The 26,133-nt window shown below is 72.6% G+C and carries 20 protein-coding genes; 8 read left to right on the top strand and 12 right to left on the bottom strand.

Features of this window, described 5'->3' with window-relative positions; translation table 11 throughout:
• Positions 1 to 31: 31 nt before the first annotated feature.
• From ESZ52_RS03560 to ESZ52_RS03545, 5 genes are all read left to right on the top strand, one after another.
• The gene (locus ESZ52_RS03560; RefSeq protein ID WP_238154343.1) at positions 32 to 3,985 is read left to right on the top strand and encodes a multifunctional oxoglutarate decarboxylase/oxoglutarate dehydrogenase thiamine pyrophosphate-binding subunit/dihydrolipoyllysine-residue succinyltransferase subunit; all 3,954 of its coding nucleotides are present in this window, start codon (positions 32 to 34) and stop codon (positions 3,983 to 3,985) included.
• A 36-nt stretch (positions 3,986 to 4,021) separates the two neighbouring features.
• Positions 4,022 to 4,786, top strand: coding sequence for an alpha/beta fold hydrolase (locus ESZ52_RS03555; RefSeq protein ID WP_181009821.1), 765 nt, complete (start codon positions 4,022 to 4,024; stop codon positions 4,784 to 4,786).
• A gap of 95 nt (positions 4,787 to 4,881) precedes the next feature.
• The gene (locus ESZ52_RS03550; RefSeq protein WP_131103721.1) at positions 4,882 to 5,952 is read left to right on the top strand and encodes a GNAT family N-acetyltransferase; all 1,071 of its coding nucleotides are present in this window, start codon (positions 4,882 to 4,884) and stop codon (positions 5,950 to 5,952) included.
• Positions 5,953 to 5,961: 9 nt separating this feature from the next.
• On the top strand, positions 5,962 to 6,132 hold the full coding sequence (locus ESZ52_RS19115) for a DUF6104 family protein (RefSeq protein ID WP_181009820.1): 171 nt from the start codon (positions 5,962 to 5,964) through the stop codon (positions 6,130 to 6,132).
• Positions 6,133 to 6,160: 28 nt separating this feature from the next.
• Entirely contained in the window at positions 6,161 to 6,826 is a 666-nt protein-coding gene (locus tag ESZ52_RS03545; protein ID WP_131103720.1) for a GDSL-type esterase/lipase family protein, read from the top strand.
• On the opposite strand, the gene pheA is transcribed toward ESZ52_RS03545, so the two are convergent.
• The 5 genes from pheA to ESZ52_RS03520 form a co-directional block, all read right to left on the bottom strand.
• Positions 6,786 to 7,730 carry a prephenate dehydratase gene (pheA, locus tag ESZ52_RS03540; RefSeq protein ID WP_131103719.1) on the bottom strand — a complete coding sequence of 315 codons (945 nt, stop codon included), beginning with the start codon at positions 7,728 to 7,730 and terminating at the stop codon, positions 6,786 to 6,788. The two genes, ESZ52_RS03545 and pheA, sit on opposite strands and share 41 nt — an antisense overlap.
• A 193-nt stretch (positions 7,731 to 7,923) precedes the next feature.
• Positions 7,924 to 9,384, bottom strand: a complete 1,461-nt coding sequence (locus tag ESZ52_RS03535; RefSeq protein ID WP_131103718.1) for a sugar transferase — start codon at positions 9,382 to 9,384, stop codon at positions 7,924 to 7,926.
• A 266-nt stretch (positions 9,385 to 9,650) separates the two neighbouring features.
• A complete protein-coding gene (gene tsaE / locus ESZ52_RS03530; protein ID WP_131103717.1) occupies positions 9,651 to 10,139 on the bottom strand; it encodes a tRNA (adenosine(37)-N6)-threonylcarbamoyltransferase complex ATPase subunit type 1 TsaE in 489 nt (162 codons plus the stop codon).
• A complete protein-coding gene (gene alr, locus ESZ52_RS03525; RefSeq protein ID WP_238154342.1) occupies positions 10,136 to 11,377 on the bottom strand; it encodes an alanine racemase in 1,242 nt (413 codons plus the stop codon). Before alr ends, tsaE begins: the two co-directional genes overlap by 4 nt.
• 18 nt (positions 11,378 to 11,395) lie before the next feature.
• Positions 11,396 to 12,535, bottom strand: coding sequence for a 3-isopropylmalate dehydrogenase (locus tag ESZ52_RS03520; RefSeq protein ID WP_131103715.1), 1,140 nt, complete (start codon positions 12,533 to 12,535; stop codon positions 11,396 to 11,398).
• A 91-nt stretch (positions 12,536 to 12,626) separates the two neighbouring features.
• On the opposite strand from ESZ52_RS03520, the gene leuC reads away from it, so the two are divergent.
• Positions 12,627 to 14,081 carry a 3-isopropylmalate dehydratase large subunit gene (gene leuC / locus ESZ52_RS03515; RefSeq protein WP_181009819.1) on the top strand — a complete coding sequence of 485 codons (1,455 nt, stop codon included), beginning with the start codon at positions 12,627 to 12,629 and terminating at the stop codon, positions 14,079 to 14,081.
• The gene (leuD, locus tag ESZ52_RS03510; RefSeq protein ID WP_131103714.1) at positions 14,081 to 14,680 is read left to right on the top strand and encodes a 3-isopropylmalate dehydratase small subunit; all 600 of its coding nucleotides are present in this window, start codon (positions 14,081 to 14,083) and stop codon (positions 14,678 to 14,680) included. Before leuC ends, leuD begins: the two co-directional genes overlap by 1 nt.
• Before the next feature lie 41 nt (positions 14,681 to 14,721).
• Here the strand turns inward: leuD and ESZ52_RS03505 are convergent, their stop codons facing one another.
• Both ESZ52_RS03505 and ESZ52_RS03500 read right to left on the bottom strand, forming a co-directional pair.
• Positions 14,722 to 16,215 (bottom strand): carboxyl transferase domain-containing protein, encoded by a 1,494-nt coding sequence (locus tag ESZ52_RS03505; protein WP_131103713.1) that lies wholly within the window; start codon positions 16,213 to 16,215, stop codon positions 14,722 to 14,724.
• Complete coding sequence (locus ESZ52_RS03500) at positions 16,208 to 17,425, bottom strand: CaiB/BaiF CoA transferase family protein (RefSeq protein WP_131103712.1); 1,218 nt, start codon at positions 17,423 to 17,425, stop codon at positions 16,208 to 16,210. The genes ESZ52_RS03505 and ESZ52_RS03500 overlap by 8 nt, the downstream gene beginning before the upstream one ends.
• A 320-nt stretch (positions 17,426 to 17,745) precedes the next feature.
• On the opposite strand from ESZ52_RS03500, the gene bar reads away from it, so the two are divergent.
• Complete coding sequence (gene bar / locus ESZ52_RS03495) at positions 17,746 to 18,882, top strand: barbiturase (protein ID WP_131103711.1); 1,137 nt, start codon at positions 17,746 to 17,748, stop codon at positions 18,880 to 18,882.
• Between the two features lie 185 nt (positions 18,883 to 19,067).
• On the opposite strand, the gene ESZ52_RS03490 is transcribed toward bar, so the two are convergent.
• From ESZ52_RS03490 to ESZ52_RS03470, 5 genes are all read right to left on the bottom strand, one after another.
• Complete coding sequence (locus ESZ52_RS03490) at positions 19,068 to 20,498, bottom strand: amidase (protein WP_131103710.1); 1,431 nt, start codon at positions 20,496 to 20,498, stop codon at positions 19,068 to 19,070.
• Positions 20,495 to 21,940: a uracil-xanthine permease family protein gene (locus ESZ52_RS03485; RefSeq protein ID WP_131103709.1), complete on the bottom strand. Its 1,446-nt coding sequence runs from the start codon at positions 21,938 to 21,940 to the stop codon at positions 20,495 to 20,497. The genes ESZ52_RS03490 and ESZ52_RS03485 overlap by 4 nt, the downstream gene beginning before the upstream one ends.
• Positions 21,941 to 22,044: 104 nt before the next feature.
• Positions 22,045 to 23,469, bottom strand: a complete 1,425-nt coding sequence (locus ESZ52_RS03480) for a YlbE family protein (protein ID WP_131103708.1) — start codon at positions 23,467 to 23,469, stop codon at positions 22,045 to 22,047.
• A complete protein-coding gene (locus tag ESZ52_RS03475; RefSeq protein ID WP_238154341.1) occupies positions 23,466 to 25,031 on the bottom strand; it encodes an AllF/FdrA family protein in 1,566 nt (521 codons plus the stop codon). The genes ESZ52_RS03480 and ESZ52_RS03475 overlap by 4 nt, the downstream gene beginning before the upstream one ends.
• On the bottom strand, positions 25,028 to 26,122 hold the full coding sequence (locus ESZ52_RS03470) for an oxamate carbamoyltransferase subunit AllH family protein (protein WP_181009818.1): 1,095 nt from the start codon (positions 26,120 to 26,122) through the stop codon (positions 25,028 to 25,030). Before ESZ52_RS03470 ends, ESZ52_RS03475 begins: the two co-directional genes overlap by 4 nt.
• Between the last annotated feature and the right edge of the window lie 11 nt (positions 26,123 to 26,133).

Below are 26,133 nucleotides of genomic sequence, written 5' to 3'. Positions count from 1 at the left end.
CCCCCCGGATGTGAGAGAAGGCGCAGACCCAGTGGCCAACCCCCCGAGCAGCGACAAGATTCTTGCCGACTTCGGAGCCAACGAGTGGCTCGTGGAGGAGATGCGAGAGCGCTTCGACCAGGATCCAGGGTCGGTGGGACCGGAGTGGCGCAGCTACTTCGAGAACGGACAGCCCAGCAACGGTACCGGTGGTGCGAGGTCCGACCGGACCTCGGCACCGGGTGCCGCCTCTACCTCTACGTCGACCGCCAAACCCACCTCAGGGTCGGGGTCGTCCTCGCCGTCCACCTCCGCCACCACCCCGCGCCCGACCAGCGGCAACAAGGTCGCTCCGGCACCGCCACGCCGCCCCTCGGCCGCCAGCTCCACCCAGAGCGGCGGCGCGGCCGGCGGCTCGGCCCCCAAGAACTCCGGCACCAAGAGCGCCGGCAACAAGGGCGACGAGAAGGCCGCGAGTCCCAAGAAGTCCAGCAGCGGCTCCGGCAGTGGCTCGAGCAGCGGCTCCGGCGGCGCCAGCAGCAACGGCGGCGGCAACGCCGGGCCGCAGGCCACGCCGGTGGCACGGGACGCCCCGGCGCAGAGGTCGGCCGGACCGCAGACCGACGTCACCCACACGCCGCTGCGGGGTGCCACGGCGCGCGTGGTCACCAACATGGAGTCCTCGCTCGAGGTGCCCACCGCGACCAGCGCCCGGGCCATGCCGGCCAAGCTGCTCATCGACAACCGCACGGTGATCAACAACCACCTGGCCCGCAGCCGCGGCGGCAAGGTGAGCTTCACCCACCTCATCGGCTACGCCATGGTGAAGGCGCTGCAGGTCATGCCGGAGATGAACAACGGCTTCGCCATGCAGGACGGCAAGCCGTTCCTCGTCCAGCCCGCCCACATCAACCTCGGCCTGGCCATCGACGTGCCCAAGCCGGACGGGACCCGCCAGCTGCTCGTGCCCAGCATCAAGGGCGCGGAGGAGATGACCTTCCACGAGTTCTGGGCCGCCTACGAGGCCCTGGTCCGCAAGGCCCGCGACGGCAAGCTGACCATCGAGGACTTCCAGGGCACCACGATCAGCCTGACCAACCCCGGTGGCATCGGGACGCTGCACTCGGTGCCGCGCCTGATGAAGGGGCAGGGCACGATCCTCGGCGTCGGCTCCCTCGACTACCCCGCCGAGTGGCAGGGCGCCTCCACCAAGCGGATCGCCGAGAACGGCGTCAGCAAGATCCTGACCCTGACCTCCACCTACGACCACCGGATCATCCAGGGCGCCCAGTCCGGGGAGTTCCTGAGGGTCCTGCACCAGCTGCTGCTGGGCCAGGACGGCTTCTACGACGAGATCTTCACCTCGCTGCGGATCCCCTACGAGCCGGTCCGGTGGGCACCGGACATCACCGCCACCCACGACGACGACATCTCCAAGGCCAGCCGGATCCAGGAGCTCATCCACTCCTACCGGGTCCGCGGCCACCTGATGGCGGACACGGACCCGCTGGAGTACCGCCAGCGCCGGCACCCGGACCTCGACATCAACAACCACGGCCTCACCCTGTGGGACCTGGACCGGGACGTGCCCACCGGCGGGTTCGGCGGCAAGCCGCGGCTGACCCTGCGGCAGATCCTGGGCATCCTGCGCGACTCCTACTGCCGCACCGTGGGCGTGGAGTACATGCACGTCCAGGACCCCGAGCAGCGGGCCTGGTTCCAGAAGAAGCTCGAGGTGCCCTTCGCCAAGCCGGCCCCGGCCGAGCAGCTGCGGATCCTGCGTCGCCTCAACGCGGCGGAGGCTTTCGAGACCTTCCTGCAGACCAAGTTCGTCGGCCAGAAGAGGTTCAGCCTCGAGGGCGGCGAGTCAGTCATCGCGCTGCTGGACAAGGTGCTCAACCGGGCGGCCGAGGACGGCCTGGACGAGGTGACGATCGGTATGCCGCACCGCGGCCGGCTCAACGTGCTGGCCAACCTGGCGGGCAAGTCCTACGGACAGATCTTCCGCGAGTTCGAGGGCAAGTCCGCCCCGGGGAGCGTCCAGGGCTCGGGCGACGTGAAGTACCACCTGGGCACCGAGGGCGAGTTCATCAGCGAGCACGGCAAGTCCACCCGCGTCTACCTGGCTGCCAACCCCTCCCACCTGGAGGCGGTCAACCCGGTCCTGGAGGGCATCACCCGGGCCAAGCAGGACCGGCTCGCCCGCGAGGCCGGCCGACCCGCCTCCTCCGTGCTGCCCGTGCTGCTGCACGGTGACGCCGCCTTCGCCGGCCAGGGCGTGGTGCTGGAGACGCTGCAGATGTCCCAGCTGCCGGGCTACCGCACGGGCGGCACGCTGCACGTCATCATCAACAACCAGGTCGGTTTCACCACGGCCCCGCACCACTCGCGGTCCTCGGTGTACTGCTCCGACGTGGCCCGCGCCGTGCAGGCGCCCATCTTCCACGTCAACGGCGACGACCCCGAAGCGGTGGTCCGGATGGCCGAGCTGGCCTACGAGTACCGTCAGGAGTTCGGCAAGGACGTCGTCATCGACCTCGTCTGCTACCGCCGGCGGGGCCACAACGAGGGCGACGACCCGTCGATGACCCAGCCGCTCATGTACGACCTCATCGAGGCCAAGCGCTCGGTCCGCAAGCTCTACACCGAGTCCCTCATCGGCCGCGGCGACATCTCGGTCGACGACGCCGAGGCCGCGCTGCGCGACTACCAGAAGCAGCTCGAGCAGGTCTTCATCGAGACCAAGGCGGCGCTGAAGGGCGAGGGTGACGGCACCCACGGCCTGGAGCGTCCGCAGGCCCAGGACGAGGGCGACATGGCCACCCGTCAGCGGCCCACCGCGATCAGCGAGGAGACGCTGCACCGCATCGGGGACGCGTTCGGCTCCCCGCCGGAGGGCTTCACCGTCCACCCCAAGCTGGCCAAGCTGCTCAGCACGCGCCAGCAGATGACCCGCGAGGGCGGCATCGACTGGGGCATGGGCGAACTCATCGCCTTCGGCTCCCTCATCGTGGAGGGGACGCCGGTGCGGCTGGCCGGCCAGGACAGCCGCCGCGGCACCTTCGTGCAGCGGCACGCCGTCCTCACCGACAACAAGACGGCCGAGAACTGGACGCCCCTCCACCACCTCTCCGAGGACCAGGCTCCCTTCGAGGTCTACGACTCGCTGCTCTCGGAGTACGCCGCGATGGGCTTCGAGTACGGGTACTCGGTGGAGAAGACCGACGCCCTTGTCCTGTGGGAGGCCCAGTTCGGTGACTTCGCCAACGGCGCCCAGACCATCGTCGATGAGTTCATCTCCTCCTCGGAGCAGAAGTGGGACCAGCGCTCCAGCGTCGCGCTGCTGCTGCCGCACGGTTACGAGGGCCAGGGCCCGGACCACTCCTCGGCCCGGATCGAGCGCTACCTGCAGATGTGCGCCGAGGACAACATGCGCGTGGCCTACCCCTCCACGCCGGCGTCCTACTTCCACCTGCTCCGGGCGCACGCCACGGCCCGGCCGCGCCGGCCCCTGGTGGTCTTCACGCCCAAGGCGATGCTGCGGCTGAAGGCCGCAGCCAGCGCGCCGGAGGACTTCACCTCCGGCACCTTCGAGCCGGTGCTGCCGGACCGGGTGGCACTCGACCAGGAGAAGGTGGACCGTGTCGTGCTGGCCTCCAGCAAGCTCGTCTACGACCTGGAGGACGCCCGCCGGGCGCGCGACGACGACCGCACCGCGATCCTGCGGGTCGAGCAGCTCTACCCCGTCCCGGGGGCCCAGCTGGCCAAGCTGACCGCCCAGTACCCGAACGCCGAGCTGGTGTGGGTCCAGAACGAGCCGGAGAACCAGGGCGCCTGGCCGTTCATGGCGCTCAACCTGCCGCAGGCACTGGCCCAGCACGGGGAGGACCGCCCGCTGCGCGTCATCGCCCGCCCCGCGTCCGCCTCGCCCGCGACCGGGTCGGCCAAGGTGCACGAGGTCGAGCAGCAGGCGCTGATCGGTGAGGTCTTCCACCGCGCCGAGTGAGCTCACGGCCGCGCCCACCGGATGGGCGCGGCCGTGATGCCGGCCGTCCCGGTGCAGACCTGGGGCTCCGGTGCCCGGGCGGTGCTGGTGCACGGGTCGCTGGCCACCGGGCCCCTGGAGTGGGACGCCCAGCGCCCCCTCGCTGAGGAGGGCTACCAGCTGGTGGTGCCCACCCGGCGGGCGTACGCGACCGCAGGATCCGGACACCCGCTGGATCTGGGTGAGGACTTCCTCGCCGACGGGCAGGACATCGCGGGGCTCCTCGGCGACGGCGCGCACCTGGTGGGCCACTCCTACGGCGCCCTGGTCGCGCTCGTCGCCGCCCACGAGCGTCCGGAGGCGGTGCACTCGCTCGTGCTCGCCGAGCCTCCCCTCTTCGACGCCACGGACCACCCGGCGGCGGCAGCACTGCAGGAGGGGCTCGTGCAGCTGCTGGCCCGTCCGGTCGGTGACCGCGAGTTCCTCACCGACTTCCTGCGGCTCGTCGGCACCGACGCCGCCGACCTGCCGTCCGAGCTCGTCGAGGAGCTGTCCGCGATGACCCCCGCACTGCGCGGGGCGCGCCAGCCGTGGGAGACCCCGCTGCCGACGGCCGAGCTCGTCGCCGCGGACTTCCCCACCGTCGTCGTCTCCGGCGCCCACCATCCTGGCTTCACGGCCGTCTGCGAGGCGTTGGCCGAGCTGCTGGGCGCCCAGCACCAGGTGGTGGCGGGGGCGGGCCACGAGGTGCAGCTGGCGGCCGAGGCGTTCAACGCCGTCCTGCTGCGCCTCTGGCGCAGCACCGAGGACGGCCCGACGTAGCGCAGCGGCGTGGACTCAGGTATGACGCAGCGGAGAACCTCACCGCGGACCTGGGAGCCGCCCGTGCGGCTCGGGCCGTCTGGAAGAATCCCCCCATGCCCAGAAGCGTCGCCGAACCGCTCCTGCCCGCCGGATACACCTCATACCCCCCTGGGGTCGACGACATCGACGAGCTCGTCCGCCTGCTGCGCCGGCACGAGCGGCAGGCGCGGGGGTGGCCGGGTGCGGACAGCCAGACCGTCGCCGCCGAGGTGACCGGCCGCGGCGCGAGCACCCACCTGCACGAGGTCGTCCGTGACGCGGACGGCCAGCTGCAGGCGTGGATCAACTGCCATGACCGTGCGGCCGGCCGGGTCCTGGTGGGAGTGACCGTGGCTCCGGAGCTGCCCGACGAGCAGGCCGACCCGCTGGCGGTGTACGGCTTCGCCCGGGCGGAGGACCTCGGGCGTGAGGTGCTGCACCGCAGGGGGATGGAGCGCACCCAGCTGGACTCCGGTGCGTTCTGCGACGACGCGCGGCAGCAGCGGTGGCTCGCCTCCGCCGGCTACGCCCACGTGCGCGACTGGTGGCAGATGTCCCGCCCGGTCGACCGGGAGACTGACGCCGAGCCGCCGCAGCTGCGCGAGGGCGTGGTCATCCGGCGCGTGCGCCGCGACGACGGCGTCGGGCTGCCGGACGAGGCGGACCTGCGCGCGGTGCACCTGATGCTGGAGGCTTCCTTCGCCGACCACTTCAACTCCTACCGTGAGACCTTCGAGGAGTTCGTGTCCCGGCTCCGGGAGGACCCCGGCCACCGCTGGGACCACTGGTGGCTGGCCACCGTGGACGGGGAGCCGGCCGGTGCGCTGGTCGCCACCACCCTCACCGGCCGGGTGGACGAGGAGGGCAGGGCGCGGCCCGACTCCTCCTACGTGGAGTACATCGGGGTGCATCGCCGGGCGCGGGGACGCGGCGTGGCCAAGGGCCTGCTGCGCACGGTCATCCAGGACGCCGCGCTGCGCGGCCGGGCCTCGGTCGGCCTCGAGGTGGACGCGGACTCCCCCACGGGGGCGGACGGGCTCTACACCTCGATGGGCTGGCGCACCCGCTACACCACGCAGTCCTGGCACCGGGAGCTGGTCGCAGACGCGGGACCGGATCACGGCTCCGGACCTGCAGCGGGATAGCCTGACGGGGTGTACTTCACCGACCGAGGCATCGAGGAGCTGGAGTCCCGTCGGGGCGAGGAGGAGGTCACCCTCGCCTGGCTGGCCGACCAGCTGCGCACCTTCGTGGACCTCAACCCGGAGTTCGAGGTGCCGGTCGACCGGCTAGCCACCTGGCTGGCCCGGGACGACGACGAGTGAGCCAACAGCAGAGAGCAGGTCAGGAGCCATGAGCACCGGCGAGAGCATCGACCCCGCAGCGCTGGAGTTTGCCCCCAGCCCCCACTTCACCGTGGGCGAAGGGCCCCGCGACATCGGCCTGTGCTTCGTCGGCGACGGCTTCGTCGCCGGGTACGGCGACCCCAAGGCGCTGGGCTGGGTCAGCCGGGTCGTGGGCCGCACCGACCGCCAGGGTGCCGACCTGACCAGCTACAACCTCGGCGTGCGCGGCTCCAGCTCGGCGGACACGATGAGCCGCTGGCGCGCCGAGTGCGCGATCCGGTGGGAGGACCGCGGCGAGCGCAGGCTCGTCATCGGGGTCGGCGCCGAGGATGTCGCCCAGGAGGTGACCATGGCCCGGTCGCGGCTCAACCTGGCCAACATCCTGGACGAGGCCAGCTCCACGGGCATCGCCAGCTTCGTGGTCGGCCCGACGCCCACGCTGGACGCCGAGGTCAACGCCCGGCTGCGGGTGCTCTCCGAGGCGCAGGCCGACGTCTGCGGGCGGCGGCGCGTGCCCTTCGTCGACTGTTTCACCCCGCTGGTCGACCACGACCAGTGGCAGTCCGACCTCGCGGCCGGCGACACGGTGCACCCCGGCCAGGCCGGCTACGGGCTGATCGCCTGGCTGGTGCTCAACGGCGGCTGGGTGCGCTGGCTCCAGCTGGACCGCTGAGGCTGCGGACCCAGGCAGCGGCCGCGGCATAGGTCTGCTCGTCCGCGTGCTCGGGGACGGGGGTCGCCTGGGCGTCGGCGCGCGGGTAGGACCCGAAGAAGCGCACGTCCCGGCAGGTGCGGCGCAGCCCGAGCAGGGCCTCGGCCATCCGGGCCTCGGTCAGGTGCGCGGTGGCGTCGATCCAGAACTGGTACTCCCCCAGGCCCTCGCCCGTGGGCCGGGACTCCAGCCGCGTGAGGTCGATCCCGCGCACCGCGAACTGCTCCAGCAGCTCCAGCAGCGCACCGGGCCGGTTGGCCCAGATGAGCGCCAGCAGCGTGGTGCGGTCGGCCCCGGTGGGCGGGGGCACCGGTACGCCGGCACGCAGCACCACGAACCGGGTGACGGCGCCCTCGCGGTCCGCGATGTGCTCGGCCGCCTCGTCCAACCCGTAGGCGCGGGCGGCGCCGGGGGCGGCGATCGCGGCGTCGTACTGCCCCTCGCCGACGGCCTGCGCCGCGCGGGCGGTGGAGGTCTCCGGCACGATCCGGGCCTCGGGCAGGCGGCTGGCCAACCAGCCGCGGACCTGGGCCGCGGCGTGCGGGTGGGTCGCCACGGTGCGGATCGGTCGCTGCCCCCACCCGGGTCGCACCAGCAGGCTGAACTGGACCCGGACGAGCTCCTCGGCGACGATCCGCACGTCCTGGGTCTCCTGCAGCGCCTGCAGGGTCGCGGGGACCGAGCCCTCGACGGAGTTCTCGAAGGGCACGACCGCGGCACCGACCTCACCGGCCTCCAGGGCGGCCAGCGCGGCCGGCACCGTCGGCACGGGGAGCAGCTCGTGGGCGCCCTCGCGGTCCCACTGCCGGGTGGCCTGCTCGGTGAAGGTGCCCTCGGGGCCGAGGTAGGCAATGCGGGAGCTCACGCCCGCACCCTACCGGGGCGGGTCCTGAGCTCTGGGGCGGAGCCCCAGCGGGGGTTCCTGGGGTTCCGCCCCCGAGCGCTCCGGGGTCTGGGGCGGAGCCCCAGCGGGGGTTCCTGGGGTTCCGCCCCCGAGCGCTCCGGGGTCTGGGGCGGAGCCCCAGCGGGGGTACTCGGGGGCGGAGCCCCCGAGCGTGTCAGTAGGCGCCGGCGGTGCCCGGGCGCATGACCACCTGGAAGGTGCGCCACATGATCATCAGATCCAGCACCGGGGTCCAGTTCTCGACGTAGTACAGGTCGAGCCGCACCGACTCCTCCCAGGAGAGGTTGCTGCGACCGCTGACCTGCCACAGACCGGTCATCCCCGGCTGCACCAGGAGCCGACGCTGGGTGTCGGTCTCGTACTCGGCGACCTCCCGGGGCAGCGGGGGGCGCGGCCCGACGAGGCTCATCTCGCCGCGCAGCACGTTGAGCAGCTGCGGCAGCTCGTCGATGGAGTAGCGCCGGATGATCGAGCCGACCTTGGTGACCCGAGGGTCGGTCTGCAGCTTGAACAGCGGGCCGGCACCCTCGTTGGCGTCGAGCAGCTCCGGCAGCCGGTCCTCGGCGTCGGTCACCATGCTGCGGAACTTGATCATCTTGAACGACTGTCCGTCCCGGCCGACCCGCTCCTGCCTGAAGAGCGCTGGCCCGCCGTCCATGCGCACCGCGAACGCGGTGGCCAGGAGCACCGGCGACAGCACCACGAGGAGCAGCAAGGCCCCGGTCCGGTCCAGGATCGACTTCAGCACCCGCTGCGGGCCGGCGAAGGTCGGGGCCTCCACGTGGATCAGCGGCAGCCCCTGGACCGGGCGGGTGAGCACCCGCGGCCCGGCGACGTCCATGATCCCGGGAGCGACGACCAGGTCGATCTCGGTGCCCTCCAGCGCCCAGCCGAGGCGGCGCAGACCGAGCTGGCCCAGACCCGTCGAGGAGGACACAGCGACGACGTCGACCTTGAGCTCCATGGCCTTCGCCACCGCCTCGGTCTCCGGGCCGAGCACCGGGACGCCGGCGACCTTGCCCGACCTGGCGTGGTCCACGCAGGCACCCAGCACCTTGTAACCGGCGTCGGGGGTCCGCTTCAGCGCAGTCACCAGGCTGGCCACGTGCTCCCGGTCACCGACGAGCAGGACGCGGTCGGACAGGTGGCCCTCCTTGCGCTGCTGGACCAGCCACCGCCGGGCGGTCCACCGGCCGAACAGCAGCAGCAGCGTGCCGAGCGGGAAGGCGAGCATGACGAAGCCGCGGGCGAAGTCCAGCTGGAAGGAGTAGGCGAGGATGGCCAGCCCGGCGAACAGCCAGAGCGAGGCGTGGAAGGTCTGCCGGTACTCCTGGACGCCGTGGCCGACGAGCCGACCGTCGTAGGCGTTCTGCACGTGGAGCGAGATCATCCAGGCCAGCCCGAGGGCCACGCCGATCAGCGAGTAGTTCACCTCCCCCGGTCCGGGCTCGAGCGGGGCCGGGCCGAAGCGCAGGAGCAGGGCCAGGGCGATCGCGGTGGAGACCGCAGCCAGGTCCAGCACGCGCACGGCGCGGAGGTAGGGCCGCAGGTAGCGTCTGGCTCGCGCGGGGTGCGCGGAGCGTCGCTCCTCGACGGCACGGTCGGTGGTGGACACGACCGCAAGCGGGGGCCTGCGGTCCTTCTTCTCCTTCGGTGCGGGGGCGAGAGCAACACTGCCTCGCTGCACCTCCACAGATGTATGCACGGGTTTCCCATCTGTCGCTCCGGCGACCCCGAATCCCTCGCGTCACGGTGCGAAGGTCCTCTACGTCACGGTGCAGAGGCCGGGTCAGCCGGAAGGCTTGGGGACAGTTAACCAGCGCTGCCGTCCCACGTCCAGTGTTCTGGACAATTTCGGCGCGTCGGCTCGTGCGCGGCGCCTCAGGGTCGGCTGACCTGCCGCAGGAGCGCGTCCCAGCGGGTGCCGATGCCGCGCAGCCGGGCGCTGCGGCCCTGCTGGTCCTCGGCCGCGCTGCCGGAGCGGACCAAGATCAGCTCCAGCCGCTCCTCGCTCAGCTGCTCAGCCACTCCTGCACCCCACTCGACCACGGTCACCGACCCGTCCAGCGACTCGTCGAGGTCGAGGTCGTCCAGCTCGGCGCCGTCCCCGAGCCGGTAGGCGTCCACGTGGACCAGCGCCGGGCCGTCCTGCAGCGAGGGATGGACGCGGGCGATGACGAAGGTGGGTGAGGTGATCGGCCCCCGCACACCCAGCCCCTCGCCCAGGCCCTGCGTCAGGGTGGTCTTGCCGGCCCCGAGGTCACCGGTGAGCACGAGCAGGTCACCGGCCCGCAGAAGGCCGCCCAGGCGTCTGCCGAGGGCTCGCGTGTCCTCGGCGGTGGGAAGGTCGAGCGTGATCTCGGTCGTCATGGCCGATCCCCGGGCGGGCCGGGTACCGCAGAGAGATCAGGGAGGTCAGGTGGGCTGACGTAGACCCGGGGTACGCGGGGCCCGAAGCGGGTGACGATCTCGTAGCTGATCGTGTCGACCGCGTCGGCCCAGTCCTGGGCCGTCGGCTCGCCGTCGTCCCCGGCACCGAAGAGCACGACCTCGTCCCCGGCGGAGACGTCCAGGTCACCGACGTCCACCACGAACTGGTCCATGCACACCCGGCCGGCGATGGTGAACCGTCGACCCCCTACCTGCACCGGGGCCAGGTTGGAGGCGTGCCGGGGCACGCCGTCGGCATACCCGAGCGGGACGTCCACCACGGTGGACTCCCGCGTCGGTGCGTAGGTGTGGCCGTAGGAGACGCCCTGCCCGGCAGGCAGCCGCTTGGCCACCGCGACCTTGGCCGTGACCCGCATCGCCGGGCGGAGGCCGTAGTCGGCGGCTGAGCCGAGGTCGGGAACCGGTGTCAGACCGTAGACCGCCAGACCCGGGCGCACCATGTCCCAGGTCGCCTGCGGCGTGGTGAGCGTGGCGGCCGAGTTGCTCATGTGCCGCACCTGCAGGTCGAGCCCCGCCCGTTCGGCGACGGCGACCGCATCGGTGAAGGCCTCCTGCTGGGCGCGCACGGTCGGGTGCTGGGGCGCATCTGCGTAGGCGAAGTGGGTGAACACCCCACGGACCCGCAGCACACCCTCGGCCACCAGGCTGGCGGCGTGGTCCACCAGGTCGGTCCAGTCGGTGCGGGGGTCCCCAGGCCGCACCGGCAGGGAGAAGGCGCCGTTGCGGGCCAGGCCGGTGTCGGCCTTGAGCTGGGTGACGGCGGGCGCACCGCTGGCCCGCGCGGCCGCGGCGAGCGCGTCGAGAGTCCAGGGCGTGGCCGCGGCGACCTCCACCCCGGCCTCGACCAGTGGTCGCACGTCCACGCCGGGGGCGACCAGCCAGGTAAGCACGGGGGCCTCGACGCCGGCGCGGCGGAGGGCGAGTGCCTCGCTGGGCTGGGCGACGCCGAGCGCGCAGGCCCCACCCGCCAGCGCCGCCCGGGCGCTGGGCACCAGCCCGTGGCCGTACGCGTCGGCCTTGACCACCGCCATGAGCTCGGCGCCGCCGGCGTGCTCGCGCAGCACCCGCACGTTGTCGCGGATGGCGCCGAGGTCGACGGTCACCCGCGCCGGCCAGAGCTCCTCCGCGCGCAGCGTCCCCTCGTCAGCCATCGTCATGCCGTCCTCACCGGGCCATCATCCCGAGCCGGCCATGACCTGCGCCAGCTGGCCCATCAGGCTGCCCTCCAGCGGGGGCACCGGGCCGCTGCCGGTCTCGCCGGAGGTCAGGGCGCGGGCGATCCGCTTGCCCAGCTCGTCGGTGCTCGCACCCATGTCCGCACCGGCCAGCGCCGGCAGCTCGGCCAGGACGGCCGCCGTCGCTGCCTCCACCGCGGCGGCCGCCTCACCCTCGCCCAGGTGCCCGAGGAGGAGGGCCAGCGAGAGGCAGGCTCCTGCCGGGTTGGCCCAGCCCCGCCCGGCGATGTCGGGCGCGGAGCCGTGGATGGGCTCGAACATGCTGGTGCCGTTGCCCTCGATGTTGAGGTTGCCGCTGGCGGCCACCCCCAGGCCGCCCTGCAGGACCGCACCGAGATCGGTGACGATGTCGCCGAAGAGGTTGTCGGTGACCACCACGTCGAAGCGCTCGGGGCTCACCGGCAGGTGCATGCACATGGCGTCGACGTGGACGTAGTCGGTCTCGACATCGGGGTAGCGCTCCCCCACCGTCTCCATCACGGCGGTCCACAGCTTGCCGGCCTCGACCAGGACGTTCGTCTTGTGGCACAGCGTCAGGCGCCCCCGGCGCACCCTGGCCAGCCGGTAGGCGAAGTCGACGGCGCGCTCCACGGCATACCAGGTGTTCACCGACTCCTGCACCGCGGTCCACGCCGGGGTGCCGGGATGCACCCGGCTGCCCTGGGCGACGTAGGCCCCCTCGGTGTTCTCGCGCACGATGACCAGGTCGCAGCGCTCCGGGGTCAGCCCGGCGATCGGGGTCGGCACGCCGGGGTAGAGCCGGACGGGCCGGAGGTTGATCGCCTGGCGCATGGCGCCGCGCAGAGCCAGGATGATCCCGCGCTCCAGGATGCCTGGGGTGACCCGAGGGCTGCCGATCGCACCGAAGAGGATGGCGTCGTGGTCGCCGAGCGCGGTGACCGTGTCCTCGGGCAGCAGCTCGCCGGTGGCCAGGTAGTGGTCGGCCCCGAGCGGGATCTCGGTCCGCTCGGTGCCGAAGCCGAACCTGTCCTGGGCGGCGTCGAGGACGGTGAGCGCCGCCCCGGTCACCTCCGGGCCGACCCCGTCCCCGGGCAGGACGGCCAACGTGTGGCTGCGCATGACGGACCTCCATGACGTTACGTCAATGTATGAGCACTACAGTGGCTGCATTCTGACGCACCCGTCGTCCACGAAGGGAAGGGGTTCCGCTATGGCTGGCCGTACCTTGGCTGAGAAGCTGTGGGCGCAGCATGTCGTCCGCTCCGCGCAGGGGGAGCCTGACCTTCTGTATATCGACCTGCACCTGGTGCACGAGGTGACCAGCCCGCAGGCGTTCGATGGGTTGCGGTTGGCGGGTCGTGGGGTGCGTCGTCCGGACCTGACGGTGGCGACGGAGGACCACAACGTGCCGACCACGCTGGGGCCGGTGACCGACCCGGTGTCCCGGACGCAGCTGGAGGCGCTGCGGGCGAACTGTGCCGAGTTCGGGATCGTGCACCACGCCCGGGGCCGGCTGGGGCAGGGGATCGTGCACGTCATCGGGCCGGAGCTGGGGTTGACGCAGCCGGGGATGACGATCGTCTGCGGCGACTCGCACACCTCCACCCACGGCGCGTTCGGCGCGCTGGCGTTCGGGATCGGCACGAGTGAGGTGGAGCACGTCCTGGCCACGCAGACGTTGCCGTTGAAGCCGTTCAGGACGATGGCCATCACCCTCGAGGGGGACCTGCCGGCCGGGGTGAGCGCGAAAGACGTCATCCTGGCGGTGATCAACAGGATCGGGACCGGCGGCGGCCAGGGGTATGTCCTGGAGTACCGGGGGAGCGCGATCGAGGCATTGTCGATGGAGGGGCGGATGACGATCTGCAACATGTCCATCGAGGCCGGCGCCCGCGCCGGGATCATCGCCCCCGACGACACCACCTTCGCCTACCTCAAGGGCCGCCCGCACGCGCCCCAGGGCACCGAGTGGGACGCCGCGGTCGAGGCGTGGCGACAGCTGCGCACCGACGACGACGCGGTCTTCGACGCCGAGGTCGTCATCGACGCCTCGCAGCTGAGCCCGTTCGTGACGTGGGGCACCAACCCGGGCCAGTCGGTCCAGCTCGGCGACGCGGTGCCCGACCCCGACGCCCTGGGTGATGACGACGCCGCGGACACCGCCCGGCGGGCGCTGGAGTACATGGACCTGGCCCCGGGCACCCCCCTGCGCGACGTCGGCGTCGACGTCGTCTTCCTGGGCTCGTGCACCAACGGCCGGATCGAGGACCTGCGGGTCGCCGCCGAGGTGCTGGCCGGGCGGAAGGTCGCGCCCGGGGTGCGGCTGCTGGTGGTGCCCGGCTCGCACGCGGTCCGGCTGCAGGCCGAGGACGAGGGCCTGGACGAGGTCTTCACCGCCGCCGGGGGTGAGTGGCGGCTGGCCGGGTGCTCCATGTGCCTGGGCATGAACCCCGACCAGCTCGCGCCCGGCGAACGGTGTGCCTCCACCTCCAACCGCAACTTCGAAGGACGCCAGGGTGCCCGCGGCCGCACCCACCTGGTCTCCCCCGCCGTCGCCGCCGCCACCGCCGTCCGCGGCACCCTGTCCTCACCGGCCGACCTGGACGGACCTCTGGACCCGGGCGGGCCGCATACCCCCACCTCGACCCGGGAGGCGATGGTCTGATGGAGAAGTTCACCACCCACACCGGCGTCGGGGTGCCGCTGCGCCGCTCGGACGTGGACACCGACCAGATCATCCCGGCGCACTACCTCAAACGGGTCTCCCGCACCGGGTTCGAGGACGGCCTGTTCGCCCGGTGGCGCGAGGACCCCGGCTTCGTCCTCAACCAGCCCCCCTACAAGGAGGGCTCGGTCCTGGTGGCCGGGCCCGACTTCGGCACCGGCTCCTCCCGCGAGCACGCCGTGTGGGCGCTGCAGCAGTACGGCTTCAAGGCCGTCCTGTCCTCCCGGTTCGCCGACATCTTCCGCGGCAACTCCGGCAAGGGCGGCCTGCTCACCGCCCAGCTCGACCAGGGCGACATCGAGCTCATCTGGAAACAGCTCGAGACCGCACCCGGCACCACCATCACCATCGACCTACCCGCACGCACCATCACCTGCGCCGACATCACCGCCCCCTTCACCATCGACGACTACCTCGCCTGGCGCCTGGAGCACGGCTACGACGACATCTCCCTCACCCTGCAGCACCAGGACGCCATCACCACCTACGAACAACACCGCCCCACCTGGAAACCCGTCGTCACCACCGCCGTCGACTGACGGACGCCGACCTGGACGTGCCCTCGTCACAGGGCCTCGGGTCAGTGCATGGAGCGGTAGCGGTCGTGCCGCGCCTGCAGCCGCTGCTCCCGCGGCATGGCGAGGAGCTCGCCCAGGTGCGCCCCGGCCGCGTCGACGATGCGCCGGCAGAACTGCTCGGGCTCGCTGGAGGCGTCGGGGTGCTCGGGCACGATCTGGTCCACCACCCCGGTGGTCCGTAGGTCGACGGCGCGGATGCGGTGCAGCTGGGCCATCTCGGCGGCGCGGTCGCCGGTGCGGTGCACGATCGCGCTGGCTCCCTCCGGCGGGAGCGGCGCCACCCACCCGTGCTCGGCGCAGACGGTACGGTCCGCCGGCATCAGCGCCAGCGCACCGCCGCCGCTGCCCTCGCCGAGGATGACGGAGACGACCGGGACCGGGACGGTGGCCAGGGCGGCCAGGCAGCGCGCGATCTCCCCGCCCATGCCGCCGTGCTCGGCCTCGGTGGACAGCTCCGCGCCGGGGGTGTCGACGACGGTGATGACCGGCAGGTCGAGCTCCTCGGCCAGGGTGAAGCCGCGCTGGGCCACCCGCAGGGCGGCGGGGCCGAGGTAGGCGTGCTGCTGGGCGCGCCGGTCCTGCCCGACCAGCACGCAGGAGAACCCGGGGAAGCGGGCCATGCCCATGATGACGGTCAGGTCGGACTCCCCCGACCCGGTGCCGCGCAGCGGGATGAAGGTCTCCGCCCCGTGGCGCAGGAGCTCCCGCAGACCGGGCCGGTCCCTGCGGCGGGTCGCCTGGACGGACACCCAGGCGTCGCGCGCGGTGAGCGTGGCCTCGTCGGGCTCGGGCTCGCGCTCGCCCTGCGGGTCCTGGGGTGACATGAGCACCCGCAGCGCATCCACCGCGACGCCGCGCAGCTGATCGAGCGGCACCACCCCGTCGATCACGCCGCGGCGGGCAAGGTTCTCGGCGACCTGCACGCCGGGCGGGAACGGCGAGCCGGTGATCACCTCGCGGACCCGGGGGCCGAGGAAGCCGATGAGGGCACCCGGCTCGGCGATGGACAGGTGGCCCAGGGAGCCCCACGAGGCCAGGACACCACCGGTGGTGGGGTCGCGCAGGTAGACGAGGTAGGGCAGCTTGGCCCGGCGGTGGGCCGCGACAGCCTGGCCGATCTTGACCATCTGCACGAACGCCGGCGTGCCCTCCTGCATCCGCGTGCCGCCGGAGGACGGCGAGGCCAGCATGGGCAGACCCTCCTGCGTGGCCCGCTCGAACGCGCGGGTGATCCGCTCGCTGGCGGCCGAGCCGACCGAGCCGGCCAGGAAGGCGAACTCCCCGGCCACGACCGCCACCCTGCGCCCGTCCAGCCGTCCCTCGCCGGTGAGGACGGCCTCGTCCGCGCCGCTGCGCTCCTGCGCCCGGGCCAGCAGATCGGCATACTCCTGGCCCAGGTCGGGCTGCTCCGGCGGGGTGTCCCAGGACGTGAAGCTGCCCTCGTCCAGCACCGCCTCGAGCACCTCGAGGGCACCGAGCCTGTTCCGCTCAGCCATGCTGCAGCCACTTCCGCACGGCGGGACCGTGCTCGTCGAGCAGCGGCGGGCTCTGGTGCGCGGCCGGCGTCACCTCGCCCCCGTCGTGGCCGAAGAACCGCAACGGGGGCCCGGGCAGCTGCACCCGGCCCAGGGTGGGGTGCTCCACGTCGACCAGCAGGCCCTGGGAGCGGGTCTGCTCCCACTCGTACACCTCCTGCAGGTCCCGCACCTTGCCGGCCGGCACGCCGGCCGCGGCGAGGCGGGCCAGCACCTCTTCGCCGGTCTGGGGCGCGAAGGCCTCCTCCAGGGTGGCGATGACCCGGTCACGGTGAGCGACCCGCTCGGCGTTGGTGGCCATCCCCTCGGCCTCCGGGTCGAGCCCGAACTCGGTGCACAGCCGCCGCCACAGGCTCTCGTTGCCGCAGGCCACCTGCACCGAGCCGGTGCCGCAACGGAACAGGCCGTAGGGGGCGATGGAGGGGTGGTGGTTGCCCTGGGCCCTCGGCACCTCGCCGGCGACGGTCCAGCGCGTGCCCTGGAAGGCGTGCACCCCGACGATCGAGGCCAGCAGCGAGGTGCGCACGACCTGGCCGCGCCCGGTCCGCTCCCGCTCCAGCAGGGCCGCGAGCACCCCGTAGGCGCCGTACATCCCGGACAGCAGGTCGCCGATCGGCACCCCGACCCGCTGCGGGTCCTCCGGCCCGGAACCGGTGAGCGACATCAGCCCGGCCTCGCCCTGGGCGATCTGGTCGTAACCCGCCCGGCCACCCTCGGGCCCGTCGTGGCCGAAGCCGGAGATCGACAGCAGCACCAGGCGCGGGTTGAGCTCGGCGAGCCGCTCGGCGGTGAAGCCCAGGCGGTCCAGGGTGCCCGGACGGAAGTTCTCCATCAGCACGTCCGCGCGACGGACGAGGGCGGTGAGCACCTCGCGGCCGTCGTCGGACTTCAGGTCCAGCGCGACCGACTCCTTGTTGCGGTTGCAGGACAGGAAGTAGGTCGCGACGTCCTCGCCGTCCTGCCCCTCGACGAAGGGCGGGCCCCAGGAGCGGGTCTCGTCACCGCTGCCGGGCGCCTCGATCTTGATCACCCGTGCCCCCAGGTCGGCCATCATCATCGCGGCGTGCGGGCCGGCCAGGGCGCGGGTCAGGTCGACCACCAGCGTCCCGGCCAGCGGCCCCTGGGCCTGCGAGGACTGCTCTGCGGGGTGGTCGGCGGAGTGGGCGGTCATCGATCGCTCCTTGGCGTGAGGACTTCGTGAGTGTGCGTGGCTGTGGACGATGGCTGGACGGAGTGGCGTGACGGTCGGTGACAGGGGTGCGTTCCGTCCACCCAATCAGGCCTACCTGTGACCGGCGAACACAAGGTCCTATCGTCTCTCCCGGGGTTTTCTGGCAACTTCTGCCAGGAGCTTCCGTCCACGGGCCACCTAGCCTGGGATGAAGGTGTCTCACCGGCGCGAACCCGGCCCCTGCCGCCACCTCGGCGCGGGTGGCCCGCGGCGACCGGAGAGCCACTTCCCGACCGTCAGCTGCAGAAAGGTGCGAGCTCATGCCCGACCCCATCGAGGTACGCAAGGTCCCCATCCACTCCGTCAGCGACGCCAGCGAGCTGACCCGGTTGCTCGACGAGGGTGTCCTGGAGGCCGACCGCGTCCTGGCCATCATCGGCAAGACCGAGGGCAACGGCGGCGTCAACGACTACACCCGCATCATCGCCGACCGCGCCTTCCGTGAGGCCCTGATGGCCAAGGGCGTGGACCAGGAGAAGGTCAAGCAGATCCCGATCGTGTGGTCCGGCGGCACCGACGGTGTCATCAGCCCGCACGCGACGATCTTCGCCACCGTGGACCCCTCCACGGTCGAGGCCACCGACGAGCCCCGCCTCACCGTCGGTATGGCGATGAGCGAGCCGATCCTGCCCGAGGAGATCGGGCGGATGGGCATGGTCGACAAGGTCGCCGACGCCGTCAAGGTCGCCATGGAGCGCGCCGGCATCACCGACACGGACGACGTGCACTACGTGCAGACCAAGACCCCGCTGCTGACCATCGACACCATCCGGGACGCGCACAGCCGCGGCGAGGACGTCTTCACCGAGGACACCCTCACCTCGATGGATGTCTCCAACGGCACCACCGGCCTCGGCATCGCCAAGGCGCTCGGCGAGGTCACCGACCTGAGCGACGAGGACGTCATGCGCTCGCGCGACAAGTACTCCGCGGTCGCCTCCTGCTCCTCCGGTGTCGAGCTGGACCGCGCGCAGGTGGTCGTCGTGGGCAACGCCAAGGGGGTCGGCGGTCGTTACCGCATCGGCCACTCGGTGATGGAGCACGCCCTCGACCAGGACGGCATCTGGAACGCGATCAAGGACGCCGGGCTGGACCTGCCCGAGCGCCCCCACCGCGACGACCTGGCCGGCCGTCTGGTCAACGTCTTCCTCAAGTGCGAGTCGAGCCAGGACGGCAAGGTCCTCGGCCGTCGCAACGCGATGCTGGACGACTCGGACGTGCACTGGCACCGCCAGATCAAGGCTGCCGTCGGTGGCGTGACCGCCGCGGTGACCGGTGACCCGGCCGTCTTCGTCTCCGTCTCGGCCGCCCACCAGGGCCCCGAGGGCGGTGGCCCCGTCGCGGCCATCGTCGACCTCGGCGAGGAGCCGACCGGCTACGTGCCGCCCGCGAACTGACGCTCGCAGCAGCGCAGACAAGGCGCAGGTCACCTTCGGGTGGCCTGCGCCTTCGTCGTCCTCGTCGTCCTCGTCGTCGCTGGCGCCGGCTCAGGACCGGACAACAGACAACGTCCTGCACGTCATACCACGTCGTCGACGGTGCATGAGGTGCAGGACGTTGTCTGTCCCGTGCCCGGGGCGGCTCAGAGCTGGGGGGCGACCTCCGCGTGCCGGGTGGCGCGCTCGTAGACCCGGGCCAGGCGCAGCAGCCGGGCGTCGGCGTAGGGGGCGGCGACGAGCTGCATCCCGACCGGCAGCCCGTCGACGAAACCGGCCGGCACGGACACCGCCGGGCACCGGGTGGCGGAGATGACCGAGCAGGAACGCATCCACTCCACGTAGGTCTCCAGCTGCACGCCATCGATCTCCCGCGGCCAGGTCTGCTCGGTCGGGAAGGGCATGACCTGCACGGTGGGGGTGAGCAGCAGGTCCCACTGGCCGAACCACTCACGCACGGCGGCGTCCAGCCGGCCGCGGGCCTCGCCGGCGGACATCAGCTGCTCGGCGCCCATCTGCAGACCGTGGTTGACGTTCCAGATGACCTCGGGCTTGATCGTGCCGTCCTCGGCGTGCTCGCGCACCAGGCGGCGCAGGTTGGTGGCCATCTCGAAGGCGCGCTGGACGTCGAAGACCTCGTCGGCGTCGGCCAGCTGCGGCACGGACTCCTCCACGGTGGCACCGAGCGAGGCGAGCACCTCCGCCTGCTCGAGCATGGCGCGCCGGACCTCCGGCGCGACCGGCACCCCGACGCCGAGGTCGATGCTGACCCCGATCCGCACGCCGGACAGGTCGGCGGGTCCCTCGTCGTCGAGCAGCGCGGTGAACGCCTCCGGGGGCACGGGGCTGGGCAGCGGGCTGGCCGGGTGCGGGCCGGCGACGACCGACATGCCCAGCGCCAGGTCCTCGACCGACCGGGCCATCAGGCCGGTCCGGCTCAGCCAGGTCTCGGGGTTGGCCGCGGGCACGGTCGGCACCACACCGGGGCTGGGCCGCAGGCCGACCACATTGCACCAGGCGGCCGGGTTGCGCAGCGAGCCGCCCATGTCGGTCCCGTCGGCCAGCGGCTGGATGCGGGCCGCGAGGACCGCCGAGGCACCGCCGGAGGACCCGCCGACCGAGCGGCTGGTGTCGTAGGGGTTGCCGGTCGCGCCGAACACCGGGTTGTAGGTGTGCGAGCCGGCGGCGAACTCCGGCACGTTGTTCTTGCCGGTGCAGATGGCACCGCCGGCCCACAGCCGCTCGATGATGAGGTCGCTGTGCTCGGGCACCTGGTCGGTCAGCAGGGGGCTGCCGCTGGTGGTGCGCATGCCCTTCGTGGCCAGGGTGTCCTTGTGCGTCATCGGTATGCCGTGCAGGGGCGGCAGGTCGCCGCCCGCGGCGGCCAGGCGGTCGGCCTGGTCGGCCGCGGTGAGCGCCCGCTCGGCCTCGACCGTGACCACGGCGTTGAGCTGCGGGTTGACCTGGTCGATGCGCCGCAGGTGGTCCTCGACCACCTCGCGGGCGCTGACCGTGCGGGAGCGCAGGGCGTCACGCAGCTCCACGAGCCCCAGCTCGTGCAGGGCGGTGCTGTTCATCGATCGTTCTCCTCGGGGGCGGGGCGGCGGGGGGCTGGATCGTCGGTGGCGGAGGCGGGGCGCACGGCGGTGCCCGGTCCGGCGGGCTGCTCCTGGTCCTCGGCGAAGTGCCCGGCCAGCGGGGTGTCCACGTCGAGGAGTCGTTCCTCCCGTGGCTTCATCGAGTAGAGCACGATGGCGATCGCGGCGGCGGGCACGATGCCGGAGGTCATCAGCGCGGCGAGGTTCTCCGGCAGGTTGGCGGCGATCTCCGGCCGCCAGGCGAAGCCCTGGCCGACCACGACGGACACCGCGATGATGATGAGGTCGTTCTGGGTCAGCGGGCGCGTGGTCAGCAGGCTGATGCCGGCGGAGATGATCATGCCGAACATCACGACCGCAGCTCCGCCGATGACCGACGGGGGGATGACGGCGATGACCATCGCCAGCTTGGGCACGAAACCGGACAGGACCAGGAATACCGCCCCGATCGTCACCACGAAGCGGCTCATCACCCCGGTGAAGGCGACCAGACCCACGTTCTGGGAGAAGGAGGTGTTGGGCAGCGCGCTGAAGAGCGCTGCCACGGCCGTCCCCACACCGTCGCCCATGAGGCCGCCGCGCATCTCGTTCGTCGTCGGCTGACGCTGGTCACCGGCCTTGGTCAGGGCCGAGATGTCACCGACCGTCTCGATCGAGGTGGCCACGGCCATCGCACCCATGGCGATGAGGGCCGCCGCGGGAAACTCGAGCCCGAACTGCAGAGGTTGAGGCACCGAGAACCAGGCCGCCGAGCCGACCCGGCCCCAGTCGACCATCCCCAGCCCGGAGGCGACCCCGTAGCCGGCGATGATGCCGATGAGCACCGCCGCCGCCCCGATGAAGCCACGGCCGTACCGGTACAGCACCAGGATCGCCACCAGGACGAAGGTGGCCACGGCGAAGTTGCGCAGGGACCCCAGGTCCTCGGCCCCGGCACCGCCGGCGAAGAGCTGGATGCCGGTGGGGATGAGGCCGATCCCGATGACGAGCACGACGATCCCGGCCACCAACGGCGGGAAGAACCGGCGGATCTTGCTGAACACCGCACCGAAGAGCACCTGGACGACCCCGGCGAAGAGCGCACCGCCGAAGACCGCGCCCAGACCGTAGTCCTGGGCCAGCGGGATGGACACGACCAGGAAGCCGAAGCTGGTCCCCTGCACGATCGGCAGCCGGGCGCCCACCGGGCCGATGCCCAGCGTCTGCACGAGCGTGGCGATGCCGGCCACGAGCAGGGCCACCTGCACCAGGAAGGCGGTGTCCTCGGGGCTGGCCCCGATCGCGGTGGCCAGGATGACCGGGATGGTGACGTTGCTCGCCATCATCACCATGACGTGCTGGAGGCCGAGCGGCACCGCGCGCCGGAGCGGTGGGCGGTCGTCGAGTCCGTACCGGATCGTGGTGGGGCTGGTGGTGGACATGGTGGACCTCTCGGGACGTCGTCGTCGACGGGGGGACGGAGTGCGGGGGCCCGACTGGACCCGTGGTGGCGCGCCGGGGTCCTGCCCCGGCGCGCTGCGGTGGCCTAGCCGGCGGCGGGTGCGCGGTCGGCCAGCGCCTGGAGCGCGTCGACGAAGACCTCGGCGGGCGGCGTCACTAGACCCGCGCCGACCTGGCCGGTGCCGGCGACCCGGCCGGCCATGCCGGTGTTGATCTGCGGCAGGACACCGGTGCGGGCGACCGCGGTGGCGTCGATGGCGATCGGGGCGCCGCGGAACTCCAGGATCGGCACCTGCAGGGAGGGGTGCTCCCCGAGGGTGATCTCGTACATCGTGCGGGTCGTGGTGAGCGCGAAGTCGACGTCACCGCCGACGAGGCGCACGATCGCCGGTGCCGCCGCCATCACGAAGCCGCCCATGCCGGCGGTCTCGGTGATCGCGGAGTCGCCGATGTCGGGGTTGGCGTCCTCCGGACCGTAGGAGCCGAGGAAGAGACCCTCAGGAGTGTTGGCGGGAGCGGTGAACCACTCGTCGCCGGTGCCCGCCAGCTGGATGCCGAAGTCGGTGCCGTTGCGGGCCATGGTGACCACGACCGAGGAGCCGGGGATGTCCTTGGCCGCGGCCATCGCCAGCTTGCAGGCGGGCATCACCAGGTTGAGCGCGAAGTGGTCGTTGGCGCCGACGAAACGGCATACCTCGGCGATGTCGGCCGGGTCCCGGTCGGTCTGGGACACGATGTGCGGCAGCAGGTCCCGCAGGAACATGAGGGTGGCGCTGCGGTTGCGGTTGTGGCCCTCGTCGCCCATCTGCAGCATCTGGGGCAGGTAGGCCCGGATGTCGACCGGGCCGTGCCGCTCGACGGCGTCGGCGAGCACCGGACCCAGGACGTCACGCATCCACTGCAGGCGGGTGATGACCTCCTCGGAGTAGGCGCCGTAGCGCAGCACCTTGCCCAGACCCTCGTTGAGGGAGCAGTGGGACACGTTGCCGTGCACCGGGTCGCGCAGCTCGAAGACCCACATCGACGGGGAGATGACACCGGCCATCGGGCCGACGGCGCCGCGGCTGTGGCACGGGGCCAGGCTGATGTCCGGGCCGGCCAGCTTCTCCTCGGCCTCCTCCGGGGTGGACGCCAGACCCTCGAAGAGCATGGCCCCGATGAGCGCGCCGCGCATCGGACCGGAGGCCCGCTCCCAGGTCAGCGGCGGACCGCTGTGCAGGAACTCGCCGCGCTTCAGGCCGAGCACCTCGCTGGCCGGGGCGATCCGGACCAGCTCGGCCTCGGCGGCGGTGATCCGCCGCAGGGCCTCGGCGTTCGCCTCCGCCAGGCGGGGGTCGGCCAGGACCCTCGCGAGGGCCTCGCTCGTCCCGTCCATCGGCGGACGCCACTCGACGTCGGTCACCGGTACCGCCTGCTGGCGCAGCGCGTCACCGAAGATCCCCGCGCCGGCGGCGACGACGGACGGGTCGCGGGTCAGCAGGCCGCGCAGCGGCTGCTCGGTCGTGCTCATCGGTCGGTCCTCCCGGTCTCGAGAATGCTGGATGGGGTGCTGGTTGGGGTGCTGGCTGTCTCGGCGGGTGCGGCCAGGTGGGACAGTGCGGCGCGCACCGCCTCGGCGTTGGAGGTGAAGACGTGGGCGCCCGCGGTGGACAGCACGCGGGCGCAGTCCTGCAGGCCCTGCGGGTCGGACTCCGTGCCGACCAGCGCGACGACGACCGGCAGGTCCCCGCCGCGGTTGGCGGCGGCCTCGCGTGCGGCGCGGACGGCCTCGGCCAGCTCGCCGGCCGGGTCCTGGTGGGCGCCGTGGCCGAGGACCAGGTCCAGCAGGAGCACGCCGCACGTCGGGTCCTCACCCTGCTGGCGGATGCGCTCCAGGCGCAGCGAGGGGTCGATCATCGGGTGGGCGCGTCCCTGGGTGAGCTCGTCGTCGCCGAAGTCGATGACCACGTGGCCGGTGAGGGTGTCGTGGCCGGAGACCTGCGGCGCCCCCTGCAGCGGGATGTTGGAGCTGATCGGCCCCAGGGCCTCCTCGGCGAGGATCATCGCCTCGTCGGCGAGGGTCCCCCCGCAGTAGAGCCCGCGGAGCGCGTCACCGGCCGAAGGCGCCGAGGACGGGCGCGGCTCGGTCGGCCCCCAGGAGGGCCAGGTCGGCGCCTGCGCCCCGACTGCGGTGAGCGTCTGCTCGACGGCGGCCGTCAGGTCCGGCAGCCCGCGCCCGAGGGTGGCCCACGAGACCGGCACCCCCAGCTCGGCGGCGAGCTGCTCCAGCTCGGTGACGACCTCCGCAGCGGCAGGCTTGGAGACGATGACGACGTGCTCGGTGGCCTCGTCGGCGGCGAGCGCCTTCAGCGCCTGCCGCGCCGAGCGGCCGCCCACGTCGGAGGACAGGTCACGGCCTCCCAGGCCGAGGCAGTGGCTGATGCCCTCCCCGGCCAGGTCCAGGAGCGTCATGACCTGCTGGGCCCCGGTGCCGGACGCCGCGACCAGCCCGATGCGTCCGGGGCGCACGACGTTGGCGAAGCCGAGCGCCGCGCCGCCGACGACGGCGGTCCCGCAGTCCGGGCCCATGACCAGCACATCCTTGGCGGCCGCCGCGTCCTTGAGCGCCACCTCGTCGGCGAGGGGCACGTTGTCGCTGAAGAGCATCACCGACAGACCGGCGTTGACAGCGTCCAGGGCGTCCAGCACGGCATACTGCCCCGGCGTGCTGATGAGCGCGATGCCGCCGGGGGCGCGGCGGGCGGCGGAGCCGATGGTGCGGGGGGCGACCTCGGTCGTCGACCCGGTGGCGCGGGAGCGCTCGTGCAGCTCGGCGAGGACGGCCACGAGCTTGTCCTGGCCCGCGGCGAGCGCGTCCTCGTCCTCGCCCCGCAGCGCGATGACCAGGTCGTTGGGACCGGCCTCCTCCGGCACCTGGAAGCCGACCTCGCGCATGAGCCCGAGGTTGAGCTCGGTGCCCATGCCGATCAGGGCGTCGTGCACCCCGGGGGCGGTGCGCACCTGCTGGGACACCTGCATCAGGGTGACGGAGTCGTGGTAGACACCGCGGCGGATCTCGACCGAATCAGTCACGACGTTCCTCTCGTGGCGCCGGCCACCAGGACCGGAGCGGGTTGGGGACGGACGGGGGCAGGACGGCCGGCCGGGCCGGTGCCCGGGGCCGAGGTCAGACGGGGATGGGGGGCGGCGCTACCGGCACGGGCCTGCCCGGTATGGGGTGGGAGCTTCGTGCTCGGCGCGGTGGTCAGTGCAGGGGTCAGCGCAGTTGTCAGCGGAGTCGTCGACGCAGCTGTCAGTGCCGTGGCCAGGCCGAGGATGAGGGCGGGGCCCGAGGTGTGCCCGATCTCAGCCACCGGACACCCCGCGGAAGCGAGGGCGGGGACGCCGGCGCCGCGGTGCCAGGCGCGCAGCAGCGCGACGACGGGCGGGACGGCATACCCCTGGGCGGCCTGGCGGAGGAGGGTGGCGGAGAGGGCGGTCGTGCGTCCGAGGAGCGGGAGGACCGCTTCCTCCAGCAGCGAGCGCTCCCGCTCCTGGCCGCTCGCGCGCAGCCCGAGCAGCAGCCCGCACAGCACGTCGTCACCGGCGGGGGTGAGGCCCGGGCCGAGCCCGACCAAGCCGTGCACCGCTTCCGTGCTGATAGGCCCGTTCAGGTGCCTGCTGACCTGGGCGGCGGGTCCGTCGAGGACCGCCGCGGCGAGCTCGGCCAGCCGGCCGCCCGACACATCGTCATGGTCCAGGGACGTGAGCCCGGCCAGCCCGGCCCAGGCGGCCCACCGCGCTGCCTCGGACAGGGGCGCCGTCGGGACGGGCAGGGGGCGCCAGACCCGCCGGACGACCAGCCCGCCGCCGGCGGTGCGGACCTCACCGCGGCCGACGAGGACCTCGTCACCGACCCGCACGCGCAGCGCATCGAGGTCGGCCGGTGTCGTGACCCGCACCGCACCGGGGAGCATGAGCGCCTCGGGCGCCAGCAGCGGCAGCACGTCCTGCCCGCGCAGCAGGTAGATGGCCTGGTCGAAGACCGCGACCACCTCGGCGGGTGCCGGGTGGGCCTGCAGCCACGCGGGGCTGAGGGTGGAGGCAGCCGCCGGTCGCAGGGGCGTCGCCGGCGCACAGGGCAGGGCTCGCGCACCTGCCTGACGAGCCTCGGTGGTCTGCATCTCGCCACGAT

This window comes from Ornithinimicrobium sufpigmenti (genome assembly GCF_004322775.1).
In the GTDB taxonomy this organism is placed as follows: domain Bacteria; phylum Actinomycetota; class Actinomycetes; order Actinomycetales; family Dermatophilaceae; genus Ornithinicoccus; species Ornithinicoccus sufpigmenti.
Note: the sequence above shows the minus strand (reverse complement) of the source record. Positions and strands in the feature narration are given on the sequence as shown.